The sequence below is a fragment of the Sandaracinaceae bacterium genome (genome assembly GCA_020633055.1).
GTDB lineage: Bacteria > Myxococcota_A > Polyangia > Polyangiales > Houyiibacteriaceae > JADJJE01.
Window position 1 is genome coordinate 605,401 of sequence record JACKEJ010000004.1, and the last position, 18,432, is coordinate 623,832.

At 69.3% G+C, this 18,432-nt stretch carries 11 protein-coding genes; 10 read left to right on the forward strand and 1 reads right to left on the reverse strand.

Annotated features, from left to right (window positions below):
• Positions 1 to 1,060 precede the first annotated feature (1,060 nt).
• The 9 genes from H6726_02460 (at position 1,061) to H6726_02500 (ending at position 16,768) form a co-directional block, all read left to right on the forward strand.
• Complete coding sequence (locus H6726_02460; GenBank protein MCB9656485.1) at positions 1,061 to 1,909, forward strand: transposase family protein; 849 nt, start codon at positions 1,061 to 1,063, stop codon at positions 1,907 to 1,909.
• Positions 1,902 to 2,753, forward strand: a complete 852-nt coding sequence (locus H6726_02465; protein MCB9656486.1) for an ATP-binding protein — start codon at positions 1,902 to 1,904, stop codon at positions 2,751 to 2,753. The genes H6726_02460 and H6726_02465 overlap by 8 nt, the downstream gene beginning before the upstream one ends.
• Before the next feature lie 305 nt (positions 2,754 to 3,058).
• The gene (locus tag H6726_02470; protein MCB9656487.1) at positions 3,059 to 11,581 is read left to right on the forward strand and encodes a hypothetical protein; all 8,523 of its coding nucleotides are present in this window, start codon (positions 3,059 to 3,061) and stop codon (positions 11,579 to 11,581) included.
• Between the two features lie 12 nt (positions 11,582 to 11,593).
• The gene (locus tag H6726_02475) at positions 11,594 to 12,250 is read left to right on the forward strand and encodes a hypothetical protein (GenBank protein ID MCB9656488.1); all 657 of its coding nucleotides are present in this window, start codon (positions 11,594 to 11,596) and stop codon (positions 12,248 to 12,250) included.
• Positions 12,251 to 12,312: 62 nt separating this feature from the next.
• Entirely contained in the window at positions 12,313 to 12,579 is a 267-nt protein-coding gene (locus H6726_02480) for a hypothetical protein (protein ID MCB9656489.1), read from the forward strand.
• Complete coding sequence (locus H6726_02485) at positions 12,576 to 12,851, forward strand: hypothetical protein (GenBank protein ID MCB9656490.1); 276 nt, start codon at positions 12,576 to 12,578, stop codon at positions 12,849 to 12,851. Before H6726_02480 ends, H6726_02485 begins: the two co-directional genes overlap by 4 nt.
• A 5-nt stretch (positions 12,852 to 12,856) precedes the next feature.
• Positions 12,857 to 13,120: a hypothetical protein gene (locus tag H6726_02490; protein MCB9656491.1), complete on the forward strand. Its 264-nt coding sequence runs from the start codon at positions 12,857 to 12,859 to the stop codon at positions 13,118 to 13,120.
• Positions 13,121 to 14,148: 1,028 nt separating this feature from the next.
• On the forward strand, positions 14,149 to 14,952 hold the full coding sequence (locus H6726_02495; protein MCB9656492.1) for a 2OG-Fe(II) oxygenase: 804 nt from the start codon (positions 14,149 to 14,151) through the stop codon (positions 14,950 to 14,952).
• A gap of 16 nt (positions 14,953 to 14,968) precedes the next feature.
• Complete coding sequence (locus H6726_02500; protein ID MCB9656493.1) at positions 14,969 to 16,768, forward strand: SDR family oxidoreductase; 1,800 nt, start codon at positions 14,969 to 14,971, stop codon at positions 16,766 to 16,768.
• Between the two features lie 62 nt (positions 16,769 to 16,830).
• Here H6726_02500 and H6726_02505 read toward each other — a convergent pair whose 3' ends face one another.
• Positions 16,831 to 17,274 (reverse strand): transcriptional repressor, encoded by a 444-nt coding sequence (locus H6726_02505; protein ID MCB9656494.1) that lies wholly within the window; start codon positions 17,272 to 17,274, stop codon positions 16,831 to 16,833.
• A 66-nt stretch (positions 17,275 to 17,340) separates the two neighbouring features.
• Here H6726_02505 and H6726_02510 point away from each other — a divergent pair, with 66 nt between their 5' ends.
• On the forward strand, positions 17,341 to 18,432 hold the full coding sequence (locus H6726_02510) for a DNA adenine methylase (GenBank protein MCB9656495.1): 1,092 nt from the start codon (positions 17,341 to 17,343) through the stop codon (positions 18,430 to 18,432).

Below are 18,432 nucleotides of genomic sequence, written 5' to 3' on the forward strand. Positions count from 1 at the left end.
CACGGCCTCTGCTGCAGCCGTGAGGGCTGCCGCCAGCGCGTGCTGCCCGCGTCGGTGCGGTACCTCGGGCGCCGCGCGTACTTGGGCGCGGTGGTGGTGCTTGGGGCGGCGCTGCAGCATGGCGAGCGCGGGTCGCGTGACGCACCTCGGGGCCACGCTCGGGGTGGACCCGTCGGACGCTGGTGCGCTGGCGGCGGTGGTGGCTGGAACAGTTCCCTCAGACGCGCGCGGGCGAGGAGCTGAGTGCGCTTCTGGTGCCGCCTGCGGAGCCATCGACGATGCCGCAGTCATGGCTGGATCGGATGACGTCGCCGTGCGTGGAGCGCGCGGCTGCATGTGCTGCTGGGGTCGCTGGCTCGCTGGCTCGGGCCGCCAGGGCGTGCTGAACGAGGGCCGACGGCCACACGCAGAAGGATGCTCGATGACCGGAGTTAGTGCGCTTCGTAGCGTTGCCGGCATGACAACAACACTCCCGCCCAGCGAACGCTGGCCTGCTCTCGCTTCGCCGTCGTGGGGTCGCTGCTGACGTCACCGCCGGTGCACGGTGCGTTGCGCGCTGCGATCAAGGCGCTCTCTCAAACGACGTTCACGCATCCCGTGACGGGCTGCCGGTGAAGTTCGCGTACTCCACCATCGAGCGCTGGTTCCTACTTTAGCGAGCGCGACCCAGGACCCATTCCCGCAGCTCGGCAGGAAGGTTCGCTCCGGACGCAGGAAGCGCCGGTCGCTGTCGCCCGGGCTGAACAGGAGCCATTCACCAAGCAGTACCAGGAGCACCCCACGTGGAGCTTCCGGCTGCACCACTGAGAACCTCGACGCGGTCGTGGAGAAAGGCGCCCGAGCTGGGTCCGTTGCCCTCGTACTCGACGGTGCGGCGGCACATTGCGCGCGCAAAGGCTGGACGCAGCAGAAGCGGCGCACGGACCACACGCGCACCACAGCGTGCGAGAGGTGCGGAGCTACGAGATAGCCCACGCGCACATGCTCTGGCACCTCGACTTCCCACCATTGCACGCCGCCATGTCCTGCTGCCCACGGAACCTACGCCAAGGCGTATCTGATGGCGATCATCGACGACCACAGCAGGCTCTGCTGCCACGCGCAGTGGTACCTGAACGAGGGCGTCGCCGGCGTGAATCCACGCCTCTGTCAGGCCTTCATGAAGCGCGGTCTGCCGCGCGCGATCATGATGGACAACGGCTCGGCGATGAAGGCCGCCGAGCTGTGTCAGGGGCTGGGTCGCCTCGGGATCCAGCAGAACTTCACGCTGCGCGAGAGTCCGTACCAGAACGGCAAGCAGGAGTCCTTCTTCGCGCCCGTCGAGGGCAAGTGCATCGCGATGCTCGAGGGGGTCCCAGATCTCAACCTCAAGCTGCTCAACGACGCGACCACGGCCTGGGTCGAGTACGACTACAATCGGACCACGCACGAGGGCATCGACACCTCACCGCTCGAGCGTCTGCGCGCGGCCCACTCGGAGGGGCGTGAATCGCCGAGCATTGAACGCCTGCGCGCTGTCTTCCGCGAGGAACTCGTGCGCACACAGCGTCGCGGAGACGGCACCGTCAGCATCCACAGCGTGCGCTTCGAAGTGCCCTCGCACTATCGCCACATCGAGCGCGTGCACGTGCGGGTCGCGCGCTGGGATCTCACGCGTGTGACGATGGTGGACCCACGCCACGGCACCCCGCTTGCCGACCTCTTCCCGCTCGACAAGCAGCGCAACGCCGATGGCCATCGCAAGGCGGTCGACCCGACGCGGACGCTCGACGAGCCGCCCACCGAGACGGGTATCGCCCCGCATCTGCAGCGCCTGATGGACAGAGCGGCAGAGACCGGTCTGCCCGCCGCCTACTTGCCGATGAGCCCCACGACTCCTTCACAACCTTCGGAAACGCCCCATGATTGACCCCCTCCGCTCCACCTTTGGTCTCCGCTTCCACCCCTTTCGCCCAGACGTGCCCGTCACCGCGCTCACGATCAGCGCGCAGGTCGAGGCCTTCCTCTTTCGCGTCGAACAGCAGGTGCGCGATGGTGGCTTCGCCTGCATCACCGGGCAGCCCGGCACCGGGAAGTCCGCCGCGCTGCGACTGCTCGCCGAGCGTATCGACGGCATCAAGGACGCCACCGTCGGCGTGCTCACGCGACCCCATAGCAACAACGCCGACTTCTACCGCGAGCTCGGCCACCTCTTCGGCGTGTCCTCTCGCCGCACAAAACCGCTGGGCAGGCTCAAAGTCTTGCGGAGACCTGGCTCGCCCACATCGACCAGACGCGCACGCGCCCGTGCCTGCTCATCGGCAGGCCCAGGAGATGAAGGGCAGCGCCCTCGCCGAGCTGCGCTTGCTCTCTTCGATGAACCTCGACGCGCGTGCGCTCCTGACCGTCGTCCTCGCTGGCGACGACCGACTGACCGCCAAGCTGCGGACCCCCGACGCGCTCCCATCAGAGCCGCATCCGCTCCCGTCTACCTCGACTACGCCAGCAACGAACAGATCCAAGGGGCCCTCCAGCGTCTCCTCGAGCACGCCGGCAAGCCGACCTCATATCCGACGGCGTCCTCATCCGCCATCGCCCATTACGCCCAGGGCAACATGCGCGCCGCCATGACCATGGCCGACAACCTCCTCGCCCACGCACTCCAGCATGACCTCCCAGGCGTCGACGAGCAGGTCTTCTTCGAGGTCTTCCGTGTGCCTGACGACCGCACAGCAAGGCCAACCAAGACCAAGACACGTCGCGTCTCGGCCTGACCCCCGGGCATGAAGATGGCCGCGCGCGCGGCCATCTTCATGCCCACAACCCATCGCGTTGCGCGCCCGGCGACCCATCTCTCCTGCGCGCCGAACCCATCAACTATCCGGCGCCGAAACCCATCGGTGTACCGTGAGCGCCCCATCGCGGAGCGTGCTCCCCCGTCCATCGAATATCGCTCCCTGGCTCAACGTGCGGCGTTGGCGTCTGCGGCGCGACGGGTGCGACGAGCTGCGTGAGTGGCGCCGTGCAGGATAGCTGTGCGCCCGGCGCGGCGACGGGGGCCGATACGCTTTGCGATGGCATGGATGAGGACTGCGACGGAGCGGTCGACGAGGCCTACGCGGCGACGGCCACCGCGTGCGGCGTGGGCGTCTGCGGCGCGACGGGTGCGACGAGCTGCGTGAGTGGCGCCGTGCAGGATAGCTGTGCGCCCGGCGCGGCGACGGGGGCCGATACGCTTTGCGATGGCATGGATGAGGACTGCGACGGGTCGACGGACGAGGGCTACGTGTCCACCGCGACGAGCTGTGGTGTGGGTGTCTGCGGGGCTACCGGAGTGACGAGCTGCGTGGCCGGCACGGTCTCGGACAGCTGTACAGCAGGCAGCGCCACGGGCTCCGACACGGCATGCGACGGGCTGGACGAGGACTGCGACGGAGCGGTCGACGAAGCCTACGCGTCGACCGCCACCACGTGCGGCGTGGGCGTCTGCGGCGCGACGGGTGCGACGAGCTGCGTGGCCGGCACGGTGCAGGACAGCTGCGCGCCTGGCTCGGCGACCGGTGCGGACACGGCATGCGACGGGCTGGACGAGGACTGCGACGGAGCGGTCGACGAGGCCTACGCGGCGACGGCCACCGCGTGCGGCGTGGGCGTCTGCGGCGCGACGGGTGCGACGAGCTGCGTGAGTGGCGCCGTGCAGGATAGCTGTGCGCCCGGCGCGGCGACGGGGGCCGATACGCTTTGCGATGGCATGGATGAGGACTGCGACGGGTCGACGGACGAGGGCTACGTGTCCACCGCGACGAGCTGTGGTGTGGGTGTCTGCGGGGCTACCGGAGTGACGAGCTGCGTGGCCGGCACGGTCTCGGACAGCTGTACAGCAGGCAGCGCCACGGGCTCCGACACGGCATGCGACGGGCTGGACGAGGACTGCGACGGAGCGGTCGACGAAGCCTACGCGTCGACCGCCACCACGTGCGGCGTGGGCGTCTGCGGCGCGACGGGTGCGACGAGCTGCGTGAGTGGCGCCGTGCAGGATAGCTGTGCGCCCGGCGCGGCGACGGGGGCCGATACGCTTTGCGATGGCATGGATGAGGACTGCGACGGAGCGGTCGACGAGGCCTACGCGGCGACGGCCACCGCGTGCGGCGTGGGCGTCTGCGGCGCGACCGGTGCGACGAGCTGCGTGAGTGGCGCCGTGCAGGATAGCTGTGCGCCCGGCGCGGCGACGGGGGCCGACGTGCTGTGCGACGGGCTGGACGAGGACTGCGATGGCTCGGTCGACGAAGGCTACGTGTCCACGGCGACGAGCTGCGGTGTGGGTGTCTGCAGCGCGACGGGTGCGACGAGCTGCGTGGCCGGTGCGGTGGTGGATAGCTGCGAAGCGGGCAGCGCGACCGGAGCGGACACAGTGTGTGACGGGCTGGATGAGGACTGCGACGGGTCGACGGACGAGGGCTACGTCTCCACCGCGACGAGCTGTGGTGTGGGTGTCTGTGGGGCTGCCGGAGTCACGAGCTGCATGTCCGGCACGGTCATGGACAGCTGTACCGCGGGCGGCGCGACCGGAGCGGACACGGTGTGTGACGGGCTGGACGAGGACTGCGATGGTTCAGTGGACGAAGCCTACTTGCCGACCCCGACTGCGTGCGGGCAAGGCGTGTGTGCGTCGATCGGCGCGACCGGCTGCGTGTCGGGGGCCGCCGTGGATCTCTGTGAGCCCAGCGCTGCGACGGGGGCCGACGTGCTGTGCGATGGGCTGGACGAGGACTGTGACGGAACCGTGGACGAAGCCTACGTGTCGACCGCGACCACCTGCGGCGTCGGCGTGTGCGGTGGGACGGGCTTGACCAGCTGCGCGGCGGGCGCCGTGCAGGACAGCTGCGTGGTGGGAGCGCCCACCGGCGCTGACGATGTGTGCGACGGCGCGGACGAGGACTGCGACGGGCTGGTCGACGAGGGGTATGCGCCCGTGGCGACCAGCTGTGGTCTTGGCCTCTGCGCGGCAACCGGTGCCACGGTATGCACCCTTGGGGCCGTGGTGGACACCTGCACCCCTGGGGCGCCCGCCGCTCAGGATGGCTGCGGAGGTGGCGACGAAGACTGCGACGGCGCCGAGGACGAGGACTGCTGCACGCCGATGACCTGCGTCGAAGCGCAGGCCACATGCGGCGTGGTGTCGGACGGCTGTGGCGGCACCATGGTGTGTGGCACCTGCGACGCCCCCGAGGTCTGTGGCGCGGACGGCGTCCCGAACACCTGCGGGTTGGCGGTGCTGCCGCCAGATCCGGCTACGGTGGCTCCCCCAACGACGGTTCCCCTCCAGAACAATCTCCTTGGGAGCCTCGGCTTCCTGTTCGAGGGCCCGAACCCCATTCAGGGGGGCACGCTCGCGGGCGCATTCGGTGAGCGCCAGGCGTCGGCCGTGCGCGGCTGCGTGCGCGAGCGCGACGGGTCGCCCATCCCGGGCGTGCGCGTTTTCGCCCCGCGGCACCCCGAGTACGGCTATGCGTTCACGCGAGCCGATGGGTGTTACGACTTCGTCCTCAACGGCGGCGGCCGGACCATCCTCGAGTACCGTCAGGACAACTACCTGAGCGTGCAGCGCCCGGTCGAGGTGACGTGGGGTGCTTTCGTCCCGATGCCGCCCGTGGTGCTCATCCGGCAGTCGGCCGTTTCGACGCGCATCGAGCTCGGTGCGCCGACGGCGCAGGTGGCCGTGGGTGAGCCGCAGACCGACGTCTCGGGGACGCGCACCCCGGTGGCGTACTTCCCGGCGGGCATCCAAGCCGTGGTCAACGCCGACGGTTCGTCCAGCCCGTTGTCGCTCGGCACGCTCCGCATGACCGAGTTCACGGTGGGTTCCACTGGGGCCGACGCGATGCCCGCGCTCATGCCAGCCTCTTCCCTCTACACGTTCGCCATGGACATCTCGTTCGACGAGGCCGGACAGCGGAGCGAGGTGGAGTTCGACCGAGACCTCTACACCTACGTGGAGAACTTCCTGGACTTCCCCGTGGGGTCGGTGGTGCCTGCCGCCCGCTACGATCAAGAGGCTTCACTTTGGGTGCCCACGATCGACGGTGCGGTGATCGAGGTGGTCTCCGTGACGGGTGGGTTGGCGGACATCGACGCCGACAGCGACCCAGGAGCGGAGGACCCCGCGTTGCTCCTCGAGGCGCTCGGCATCGATGACGAGGAGCGTGCCTTCCTCGCGGCTCAGTACGCGCCGGGGACGCAGCTGTGGCGCACGCCGGCGCGCCACTTTTCCAACGTTGACTACAACGCATCAGGACGACTGATGTCGGATCCGGATCCCGGAGCGATTCCTTGGAGCGATCCAGAGTCGCCGCAGAAGGACTGTCGGATAGGCGGTTCGATCATCTACTGCCAGCGTCAATCTCTTGGCGAGCAGGTGCCGGTGTCGGGCACGGGGTTCTCGCTGCACTACCAGTCGGACCGGGTCGTCGCGAACGACGCGTTCAATCGCACCATCGACATCGACTTCCGGGGCCTCACCGTCCCGCCCGAGGCGACGGCCTTCGGGGTGCGAGTAGATGTGTTGGGCCGTTCCATCGCCGACGTGACCCTGCCACTCGACACGGAGACGTATTCTGTGTCGTGGGATGGCCTCGACGCCTACGGCCGCCCATGGGGACGCGAGGTGCAGGCGGAGTACTACGTGGACGTGATCGTGCCATATGAGTACTACCTCCAGGTCAAGTCTTCACTCCGCACGACGCTGCCCGGTGGGGCCGTGGTGATCGGCGCTGCGACATCGTCGCTTGGCGGCGGTGGTGGCGCGTGCGTGCCCGGGGCCGACCCGTGTTGCGTGGGGGGTGGTCCCGCCGTGGTGCGGACGGGCACGACCTCCCAGGCGCCTCCGATGACACAGACCATCATTCCTGCCCATCGCGTGGTGGACGGGCGCGAGACGGGCCTCTTGACCCGGCGTTACACAGCCGTGCTCGGCCGCAGGACGGTTGAGAGCGCCGGTCTTGGTGGTTGGGGTGTCGACCAACTCCACTCGTTCGACCCTTCGCGGGGCGTGCTGATGATGGGCGATGGCACGACGCTCGAGCCGAGCGACACCAACAGCCCCGTGCGCATCGTGTCGGGCGCCAAGAGTGCCGGGACGCAGCCGTTGTACCCAGACGCCGGTGGCGATTGGGCGGCAATGGCCAACTTGCCGGCGCCCGAGCACGTCGCGCTAGGACCCGATGGCTCGCTCTTCGTGGTCCTTTCACAGAACTTCGGCAGCAGGCAGATCTGGCGCATTACCCCGGACGGGAGAATACTCCCTGTGCTGGTGAACGCCGCCCGAACGCCTGCGGCGTGGGCAGCGTGGATGGCCTCCGCCGTGAACAACGTCAATGTGGAGAACAGCCTCGAGATCCACTCGTTTGCGGTCGATGGCAACGGCGACATGTACATCACGGATGCGCAACCATGGCGGCACCTCGTCAGGATGCGCCGCTCGGGTTCGATCGCCGAGCCGGTCTACGCTGAGAGCGAGCTCCTAGTCGGTCACGCGACGAGCGGCTCCAACCTGCCGCCGCCCGCGTGGCAGGAGGGGGGGGTGGCCTACACGTCGTTCATGGATATCCGAGGGCTGGCGGTGACGACCGATGGCTTGGTGTACGTGCAGGACCAGACATCGCGCGTGGTCGAGCTGACCCCTTCGGGGCGTTTCCGGACGCGCTACGCACCCCAGTACCCCGGCATCTACGGGCTCTCGACGGGGACGCACAACGCGGTCGTGGTGCGCGAAGGGGTCTCTCCCCAGAACCCGCGCTTCCTGCTGCGGGAACTCCTGCCAGGAGGCGAGACGCGCATCCTGGCAGGAGGTGGCGCGACAACTCCGGCCGACGGGGTGGTCGCGTCGGAGGCGCAGCTCATGGGTGATGGGTCGTTTGGAAACGACTTCAGTGTGGGTGCGGATGGTACCCTCTACTTCACGCACGTTCGTCCGTTCGGCAGCGAGTGCGACGGACGCGACGTGTACCGACTCAACGGCGGGTCGCTCGAGCGTGTGCTGCTGGGAGCGGTCAGTCCACTTCTGAACTTGACCCCGACGGCTTGTTTCTCTGCGCCCGTCCCGCTGACGGGTCGACCCTTCGCGCTCGCCGCGACGCCGAACGGCGGCCTGTTCGTGAGCGAACGCTGGAACCGGCGCATCCTGAGCGTCGAGCAGCGCGTGGGCACACAGCAGGAATCCCAGTTCCGCGTGCCCTCGCCCGACGGGTCCGTGGTCTACCACTTCGACCTCACGGGCCGTCATCTCTCCACGCAAGACGCCGTCACGGGCGCCCATCTGCTGCGCTTCGAGTACGACGAGGAGGACGGCTACTTGAGCGGCATCCTCGACGTGGATGGGCGGCGCACGTCGTTCGATCGCAGCGTCCCCGGTCAGATTCAAGTGCACGCTCCCGATGGACCGGGAGGCGAGCACGTCACGACCACGCTTCAGCTGAACGCCGACGGTTACACCGACACCATCGCCGACCCGGTGGGGGCCGTGTGGGCGTTCGACTACGCGGAGGGCGGCCTGCTTGAGCGTATGTGGCGGCCCCGTGCCAACGAAGGGGGGGTGCGCAGCGGTGAGCCCTACGAGTTCGACTATGCCTTGTACGAACGCGTGCCGGGCAGCGGCATTGGAACGCCCCGGCTAGCGAGCGACCGGGACCCCACGGGTGGGACGCAGAACTTGCAGATTCCGCCCGGCGGACACGTGGCGGTGGTGAGCCCGGTGATGAGCCCGTGGTGCGGTGGTCTCGCGCAGAGCGGGTGGTCGGTCGACAGCACGTCGACCACGGTGACGCGCACGCAGCACGGCATGACGACGACGTACGTGACGGGTCGCAACGGGCCGCTTGCGCCGTTGACGTCCACCGTGACGGCGCCGAACGGGCGCGTGACGTCGCATACGGAGCGCGACTCGGCGAACATCGTACGGAGCACGTTCCCCGGGGGTACGCTGGTGGTGCAGCAGGCACCCGACCCCGTGGTGGGCGAAGAAGCGCCGTATCCGGCGAGCTCCACGCTATCTCTCGAGGCTGCGCACGGCCGACCGGCGCTCTCCATGGTGGTCACCAGCACGCGGGACGCGACCCTGGACCCGCTCGTGGCGGCGTATCCCCCGTCGGTCCTGTCGATGACGTCGACTACAACCGTCAACGCGGCACGTACGACGACGACGACCTACGACGGGGCTACGCGGACCTACACGACGACGTCGGCCCAAGGGCACACGACTCAGGTGCGCGTGGACGCGCAAGGCCGCACGGTGGAGGTGCGTGCGCCTGGGCAGGTGCCGACCCACTTCGCGTACGACTCGCAGGGCTACCTGCAGGCGGTCACGCGCGGGGACGGCACGCTACGCCGCATGGACTACACCTACGACGCCCGTGGATTCATGGACAGCATGAGCACGCAGGTGTCGAGTGGTCGGGTCACGACCGTGAACTACTCGTCCATCGACGGTCGCGGATTCCCGCAAGAAGTGCAGGTGCCCGGCATCGGCGCGACGACCACCTTCCGTCCGGACATCGAGGGCGCGGCGGAGGGCGTGACACCCCCCGGGCAGCCGGAGCACCAGTTCGACTACGACGCGCTGGGACGCGCGACAGAGTACCGGCCGCCCGGGGTGGCCGAGGTGGCGGACCCGGCGGACTGCCCGGCGGGGGCGACGTGCAGCGTGTACGACTTCGCGCGGCGCCTGGACGAGGTGGTGCAGGCGGACGGGCAGGTGCTGGACATGCACTACAACACGGCGACGGGGCAGCTGACCTCGGTGGATGTGCCGGGCGACGGGACGTACGCATACACGTACTACCCCACGACGGGGCACGTTGACACGGTGACGGGCCCGGCGGGGACGACGGCGGTCCAGACGCTGTGGCAATCGGACCTACCGGTGGCGACGATCGCGACGGGGCCGGTGCCTGGGCGTGTGGACGTGACGTACAACAACTTCCTCGAGACGGCGCAGCTGGCGGTGACGGGCGGGCACGGTGTGGCGTACAGCTACGACCTGGACGGCCTCGTGGTGGGAACGTCGCGTGTGAGTGGTCCGTCGACGGCGGGGATGACGCTGACGCGGTCTGCGCTGGACGGGCACGTGGAGCAAGACGTGCTTGGGCTGGTGCAGACGGAGTACGCTGTGGACGTGAGCGCGACGACGCCCGGCTTTGGCGACTACCTGGGGAGCACGGTGCGTGCGAACGGGGCCGAGGTGTATGCGTCGGCCTACCAGCACGATGCGCTCGGGCGCATCACGGAGTGGGCGGAGACGGTGGAGGGCGTGAGCCGGGTGCAGCGCTTCGAGTACGACGACGCGGGGCGGCTGGTGAGCGTGCGGGACGGGCTGGACGCGCCAGTGGCGGACTACGCTTACGACCTGAACGGGAACCGCACGAACGTGGTGGAGGCGGACCGTGTGCTGGAGCTGGGCGTGAACCTGGGCTGCGCGGACAGCGGCGGCGTGCCACTCGCGCGCGGCGCGAACGACCGCGACGAGCTGTGCCGGCACGGGGAGTACGACTACGCCTACGACGCGAACGGACGGCTCGAGACGCGCACGAACGCGAGCGACCCGCTGGACGAGACGGTCTACACCTACGACGGCGCCGGGCGGCTGCACCGGGTGGCCATCGGGAGCACGACGGTGGACTACGTGCACGACGCGCTGGGCCGGCGCGTGGGGCGGGTGGTGAACGGGGTGTTCGAGCGGGGCTGGCTGTACAAGGACAGCCTGAACCCCATCGCGCAGGTGGACGCGACGGGCGCGGTGCAGGCGACGTACGTGTACGTGACGCGGGCGAACGTGCCGGACTACGTCGTGGCGGCGAGCGGGGACGTCTACCGCGTGGTGGCCGACCACCTGGGCTCGCTGCGCATGCTGGTGAACACGACCACGGGCGCGGTCACGGCGCGCCGCGACTACGACGTGTGGGGCCGGGTCACGTTCGAGAGCGGCGACCACAGCCTGCACCCCTTCGGGTACGCGGGCGGGCTCTACGACGCAGACACCGGCCTCGTGCGCTTCGGGGTGCGCGACTACGACGCGGACACCGGGCGGTGGACCGCGCCCGAGCCGCTGGGGTTTACCGCGGAGATGAACTGGTACCGGTATGCCAATGGGGATCCGGTGAACTTCGTCGACACGAGCGGTACCGTCGCGTTCGCGCTTCCGGCTATTGGTGCGGTGGCCGCGGGCGGGGCACTCGCTGCGGCTGCGGGGGCTGTGTTGTTGGTCGGAAGCGCCGCGCTTCTCGGGTATGCCATCTACCAGGGTGGGAGCGCGCTTGCGGACTACATCGACCGGTCCCGGGGTCGAGAGTCTGACCGTTCCGACGGGCGCCCCCGCCCGCGTCCTGTCGACCGACCCCCACCCGGCGGGGGTGGAAGCGATGGAGGCGACGGGAATGGACGTCGGCCGAACAAGCTGAGCTGCACGATCAAGTGCACTCTCCGCCACCCCCCTGGGTCGGCGGCTTGGACGGCCTGCATGACTTGGTGCCAGGGATATCCTCCAATTCCGCCATATACTCCACCAAGCGGAGGAGACGGGGGAGGCGGGGGGCTTTGCCAGGCGGCCTAGGCGGAGAGCAGCATGCATAACTCAACTGAAGCACTTGAACGCGCATACCGGCGCGGGGAAGACGGCGCGACCCTCGCAGCCCATCTCTTGGAAGATGGCCAGTTCGCGACGGTCCTTGAGGTACTTCCGAGCGTCCCTCGCCAGGCGCGACTCGAACTACGGATGCTGTTGATGGCCTCCGGGTCCCGACACGGGGAATGGGAGGTGGTCGAAGGTGTCCGTAGACACCTCTACGCGCTTTCCCCAACCACGGTTGATGAGTCCGTACGCCTTGATCTGGAGATCGCCACGATGCGGCTGCACCTGGGTCGAGGCGAGCGGAGGTCGGGGCTGCGCTACGTGCGCGCCCGAACAGACGCAGGTGGGCTCCTCGGTCATGTGTCGCTCGTGGCTCGTGCAACCTGGGAGCTACGCTCCGGCCGAGCAGACAAGGCCATCGATACACTGCTGTGTGCAGCGAAGGTGTTCGCTGAATACTTCGATCAGATCGATCCGTGGATCCTGCCTTCAGAGTGGCTTGCAGGCCATCTCGCACGTAGCAGTGTCAACAACGCTCGGGCGCTGACACCGTACTTCGAAGTTGTGCGGAGGAGTCGCGCGCGCGTTGCTGGGACACCTCTTGCAGAGCAGCTTTCGAAGCCTTCCGACCCCGACTGGCTTCTCAGCTAGACGGTGACCGACGAGTTGTTCGGCGGTCGTGGCTTACACACGCGGGCGGGCAGGTGCTGGACATGCGCTACAACACGGCGACGGGGCAGCTGACGTCGGTGGACGTGCCGGACGATGGGACGTACGCGTACACGTACTACCCGACGACGGGCCACGTGGACACGGTGACGGGCCCGGCGGGGACGACGGCGATTCAGACGCTGTGGCAGTCGGACCTGCCGGTGGCGACGATCGCGACGGGCCCGGTGCCTGGGCGCGTGGACGTGACGGGCACGGTGTGGCGTACAGCTACGACCTGGACGGGCTGGTGGTGGGGACGTCACGCGTGAGCGGCCCGTCGACGGCGGGGATGACGCTGACGCGGTCCACGCTGGACGGGCACGTGGAGCAAGACGTGCTGGGGTTGGTGCAGACGGAGTACGCTGTGGACGTGAGCGCAGCGACGCCCGGCTTTGGCGACTACCAAGGGAGCACGGTGCGTGCGAACGGGGCCGAGGTGTACGCGTCGTCGTACCAGCACGACGGGCTCGGGCGCATCACGGAGTGGGCGGAGACGGTGGAGGGGGTGAGCCGGGTGCAGCGCTTCGAGTACGACAAGTGACGAGCTTGGACAAGCTGCTCGTATCCGTGGTTCTTGTCTGCTGGGCCGTCGCGGGCATTCTCCTCGCTCTTGGTGAGATTGGGTTCGCCTTACCCTTTGCTCTCTTCCTCCCGGCGTGGGCGGGCTACTACAAGCTCATGTCTCGTCGGATCCTCAAGCAGCTTGATGACGAGAGGAGGGCGCAGCTGATGGTGGGATTGAAATACGCCGACGAAAACGATGCTTCCCGCGTTCCTCCGAATCCGCCAGACATGGCAGACGACTATTGACCTTCGTGTCTACCAAGGCACCACTCATTGCTTCGCTTAGCTTAACCTCGCAGGAACTCCGGTATATCGCGCAGCACTGGAACCGGTTCCAAGGTGCGGTAACGTTCATTCGGGACGGTATTGTCGTTCCCGCTTCTCAGGTCATCCGATGAGTTCGCCCGAACATCACATCTATCAGAGGCTGCCGTTCGGTAAGTTCGAGCTCTTGTTGGACGGACCACGGGACTGGCTGGCGGTCACCCTGTGCTCCGCTGACGCCGACACGGCTCTGGGGGCTTGTCCGGCCGCTGACGTACGAGACGCGGTTGCTCGGCTGCGCGACGCGGTCCGCGACGGATGGAGCGGACCGGCGGACGGAGACATCGCCGGCGAACCTGTCTGGTGGTTGATGTCGCTAAGCGAGCGTCACGTGACGCTATACGCTAGTGGTCCGACACTGGCGGGGGTCCACATCTACTTGCAGTCCGCGGATGGGACTTTCCTCGCGAACGTCTGGGTGCCTAGGGAGGCATGCGGGCCTTGGGCGCGGTGGGCCTGCGACGACCTGGTGGACGACCCCGTAGGCTCCTAACCGATGTCGCACGACGTGACACGACCGTATTCGTTCGGTGAATCGCGTCCTTGACGCACCCCCCCGAACCGCCAGCAAGGGCGAGCACGTCGGCGAGTACGTGCACGACGCGCTGGGCCGGCGCCCCAACAGCGACCACGTCCCGTGGCCTGCGTGAGGCACGTCCGGTCGCCGCTGGTGGCGATGTCGATGACGGGTCTAGGTCGACCGAGACGTCGAGCTGGCCCTCGTGACTTTGGCCCCATCAGGACACCTGGCCGGAGGCGGTGCGTGCGCAGGTGTGGGCACGGCCGGCGGCGACCTCGAGCACACGCGCTAGGCCTAGTGGCCGCGCGGCCTGGCTGTCAGCGTTGCTGCCCCAGCAAGGCACGCCGCTGGCGAGCGCGGCGGACTGCTGCCAGCACACGAGCACGCCGCGCTGCTGGCCCGTCCGGCCACCACAGCGCATGCTCGACGCGTGTCCCTCGCTGCCCCCGGCTTCTTCTTCGAGCCCGACGCGTTCGAAGCGCACGCGCGCGCCCACGCGGGGCGCTTCGCCGAGGCCACCCCCTTCCCGCACGCCGTCATCGACCAGCTGCTGGACCCGGCGCTGGCCGACGCGCTGGCGGACGCGTTCCCGACGCCCGCGCACCCGCACTGGAAGCGCGTGGATCACCCCGAGCAAGCGGCGCGCCTGGGCCACCTCCAGCGCAGTGGCTTCGAGGGCGTGTCCCCCCTGCTGCGCCACACGCTGGCCGAACTCAACGGCGCCGAGTTCCTCGGCTTCCTGGAGCGCCTGACGGGGCTGCGTGGCCTCGTGCCCGACCCCGCGTTCCGCGCCGCGGGGCTGCACATGACGCTGCCCGGAGGCCACCTGGACCTGCACGCGGACTTCAACCGCGACCGCTTCCGCGACCTGTCGCGCGTGCTCACGGTGCTCGTCTACTTGAACCCCGGCTGGGACGACGCGTGGGGCGGCGCGCTCGAGCTGTGGCCACCCGACCTCACCGAGTGCGCCGCGCGCATCGCGCCCACGCACAACCGCTGCGTGGTGCTGCAGAACGGCGACACGGGCTACCACGGGCACCCGAGCCCACTGCGCTGCCCGCCCGACCGCGCACGCCAGAGCCTCGCCGCCTACTACTACCTGAGCGACGCGGCCCGCGCGCAGCAGGACCCCACGTACCAGCCGAGCCCCGCGCGTGGCGCCGTGTGGGTGCGCCCCGCTGGCCCCCCAGGTCCGGTTCGTGGCCCGCGTGGGCCTGTCACGGGCGCGCCCTAGCGCCCATACTCGGGCGATGACCCCTGCCCGCTTCGTAACCTCCGGTGACGTCCAGCTCGCGCTCTACACCTGGGGCACCCCCGACGGCCGGCCGCTGGTCCTGCTGCTGCACGGGTACCCGGACTGCGCGCACGCGTGGACCGCGGTCGCCGAGCGGCTCGCCGAGGACCACTACGTGGTGGCCTACGACGTGCGCGGCGCCGGGCAGTCCACCCGCCCCGAGCACACCGAGGACTACGCGCTGCCGCACCTGGCGCGCGACATGGAGGCGGTGCTCGACGCCATCGCCCCCGTCGGGTCGGGCACGCGCGTGCACCTCGTGGCGCACGACTGGGGCTCCATCCAGAGCTGGGAGTTCGTGTGCACCCCGCACCTCGAGCGGCGCTTCGCGTCGTTCACGAGCATGTCCGGGCCCTGCCTGGACCACGTGGGCTACTGGGTGCGTGACCGTCTGTCGGGGGGCTCGCCGCGGGACCTCTCGCTCGTGGCCGCACAGCTGAGCCGCTCCTGGTACATTGGCCTGTTCCAGCTGCCCGGCGTAGCCCCCGCCCTCATGCGCCTGTCCGGCGACAAGGCCCAGGAGCGCCTCGCCGCGCGCGAGGGCCTGCTGCACGTGGCCCCGAGCCCGACCTTCGCGGACGACGCTCGCTACGGCATCAACCTGTACCGCGCCAACGTCCCTGCGCGGCTGCGTCAGCCTTCGGTCCGGCGCACGGGCCTGCCGGTGCATCTCGTCTGGGCGCGCGACGACCACTACATGATCCCGGAGCTGTGGGACAGCCTCACCGAGTGGGCGCCCGACGTGTACCGCAGCGAGCTCGAGAGCCCGCACTGGCTGCAGCTCACGCGCCCCGACGAGGTGGCCCGGCGCGTGCGCCTCTTCGTGCGGCACATCGAGAGCCTCGCGGGCCGTGGCGAAGGCGCGACCGGAGAGCCAGCGCCTTCTCCTTACATCGAGCGCGCGAAGCGCCTCGGACGCGCCGGCCGTTCACCCCGCGGGACGCAGCGCGGCAAGCTGGCGGTGATCACGGGCGCGGGCTCGGGCTTCGGCCGCGAGACGGCGCTGCTGTTCGCGCGCGAGGGCGCCGACGTGGTGGCCGTCGACATCGACGCGGCGAGCGCGGCGGACACGGCGGCGCGCTGTCAGGCGCTGGGGCGCTCGGCCTGGTCACGCACGGTGGACGTGGGCGACCCGGTAGCGATGCGCGCGCTGGCCACCTGGGTGAAGGACGCGCTGTGCGTGCCCGAGGTGGTGGTCAACAACGCGGGCATCGGGCTGGCCGGGTCGTTCTTCGACACCAGCAACGCGGACTGGGAGCGCATCCTGCGCATCAACCTGGGCGGGGTCATCCTCGGGTCGCGGCTCTTCGGCAAGCAGATGGTGGACGCCGGTCAGCGCGGGCACCTCGTGAACGTGGCGTCCATGGCGGCCTACACGCCCTCGCGAGGCATGGCCGCCTACGCGACCAGCAAGGCCGCCGTGCGCATGCTGAGCGACTGCCTGCGCGCGGAGCTGGCCGACACGGGCGTGCACGTGAGCACCATCTGCCCGGGCATGTCCATCACCAACATCACGCGCACGACCACGTTCGTGGGGCTCGACGCCGAGGCCCAGGCCGCGCAGCAGGCGCGCGCGACCCGCTTCTACGAGAAGCGCAACCTGCAGCCGGAGACCATCGCCGAGACGATCCTCGCGTGTGTCGAAGACGGGCGCGACGAAGCCCCGGTAGGCGCGGAGGCGCACGTCACGCGCTGGCTGTCCCGCGTGTCCCCCGGCGCTCTGCGGCGCCTGGCGCGCGTCGAGCTGAGCGCCTGAGAGCGGACGGCTGGGCGGCACGGGCGTGCGGCTCGAACGCACCCGGCGGCCAGCCGGGCACCTCAGCCCGCGCAGGAGTCGCAGCGGCCCCGCACGTGGACCTCGACGTCGGCCACGCGCATGGAGGCCGGCAACGCGGCCACCTGCCGGTCGATGCGCACCGAGCCCTCTGGCAAACAAGCGACGTTGCCGCACTCCATGCAGACGAAGTGGGGGTGCAACAGGTCGTCGTGGGCGGCGTCGGGGGCGGTGGCCTCGAAGCGCCAGATGTGGTCCCCCACGTCGCTGCGACGCGCGAGGTTCACGCGCGTGAGGTCCACGAGGTTGCGGTAGATCGTGGCCCGGTCGAACTCGTCGTCGCCCACGACGGCGCAGACGTCGGCGTGGGAAACCGGCCCGCTCGCCCGCGAGAGCGCACGCAGCACGCACACGCGCGCCGCCGTGGCCCGCAGGCCAGCGGCCCGGATGCTGGCGCGGAGCGCCTGGTCGTCCACGGGCGGGGGCATGTCCGCATGTTGTTGTAGAAACATTGCATTTGCAACTGCGGCGCACGCGGCGCAGGCTCGCAGCCCTTGATCAAGTACCTCGGCTCCAAGCGCCTGTTGCTCCCGCGCATCGTTTCTGCAGTCACGGCCCTAGGTGGTGGACGCGTGATGGACGTGTTCTCGGGGACGTCGCGCGTGGGCCACGCCCTGAAGCGCGCCGGGATGCAGGTCACGGCCAACGACCAGCTGAGCTACGCCGCGACCCTGGCGCGCTGCTACGTGCAGGCCGACGCGGACGCGGTGCGCGACGACGTCACGCGCGTGCTGTCGGAGCTGAGCGCGCTGCCGCCGCAGCCCGGCTACTTCACCGAGACCTTCTGCGAGAAGGCCCGCTTCTTCCACCCGAAGAACGGCGCGCGCGTCGACGCCATGCGCAACCGCATCGCTGCGCTGTCGCTCCCGCCTGACGTGGAGGCCGTGTGCCTGGTGTCGCTGATGGAGGCGGCGGACCGCGTGGACTCGACCACGGGCGTACAGATGGCCTACCTGAAACAGTGGGCGGCACGCGCTCACAACGACCTGTCCCTGCGGATGCCCGACGTGCTGCCTGGGCGAGGTGAGGCGCTGCAGCTGGACGCGCTCGACGCCGTGCAGGCCCGCGAGGTGGACGTCGCCTACCTGGACCCGCCCTACAACCAGCACCGCTACCTCGGGAACTACCACATCTGGGAGACGCTCGTGCGCTGGGACGCGCCCGAGACGTACGGTGTCGCGCAGAAGCGCATCGACTGCCGGGAGAGGCACACGCCCTTCAACTCCCGCAAGCAGATCCACGAGGCGCTGCGCGACCTCATCCGTGCGGCGCGCGCCAAGCACCTGGTGGTGTCGTTCAGCAACGAGGGCTTCGTCACGCGCGACGAGCTCTCGGAGTTGCTCGCCGAGCGTGGCCACGTGGCGGTCGTGGCCACGCCGATGAAGCGCTACGTCGGGGCGCAGATCGGCCAGCACGACCCGAGCGGCAAGCGCGTGGGGACGGTCAGCCACCTGCACAACAAGGAGTACCTGTTCATCGCGAGCCCCGAGCGCGGGGCCGTCGATTCCGCTGTGGCCGCACTGCGCGCTGGTGAATACGCAGAAGGCTCACGCGACACGTTGCACTCGTCGGTCGAATCGCGTTAG

What these genes read in the sequence shown, in the direction of transcription:
- H6726_02460 (MCB9656485.1), top strand. Translation starts at nt 1,061, where the DNA reads ATGGCGATCATCGACGACCACAGCAGGCTCTGCTGCCACGCGCAGTGG.
- H6726_02465 (MCB9656486.1), top strand. Translation starts at nt 1,902, where the DNA reads ATGATTGACCCCCTCCGCTCCACCTTTGGTCTCCGCTTCCACCCCTTT.
- H6726_02470 (MCB9656487.1), top strand. Translation starts at nt 3,059, where the DNA reads ATGGATGAGGACTGCGACGGAGCGGTCGACGAGGCCTACGCGGCGACG.
- H6726_02475 (MCB9656488.1), top strand. Translation starts at nt 11,594, where the DNA reads ATGCATAACTCAACTGAAGCACTTGAACGCGCATACCGGCGCGGGGAA.
- H6726_02480 (MCB9656489.1), top strand. Translation starts at nt 12,313, where the DNA reads ATGCGCTACAACACGGCGACGGGGCAGCTGACGTCGGTGGACGTGCCG.
- H6726_02500 (MCB9656493.1), top strand. Translation starts at nt 14,969, where the DNA reads ATGACCCCTGCCCGCTTCGTAACCTCCGGTGACGTCCAGCTCGCGCTC.
- H6726_02505 (MCB9656494.1), bottom strand. Translation starts at nt 17,274, where the DNA reads ATGCCCCCGCCCGTGGACGACCAGGCGCTCCGCGCCAGCATCCGGGCC.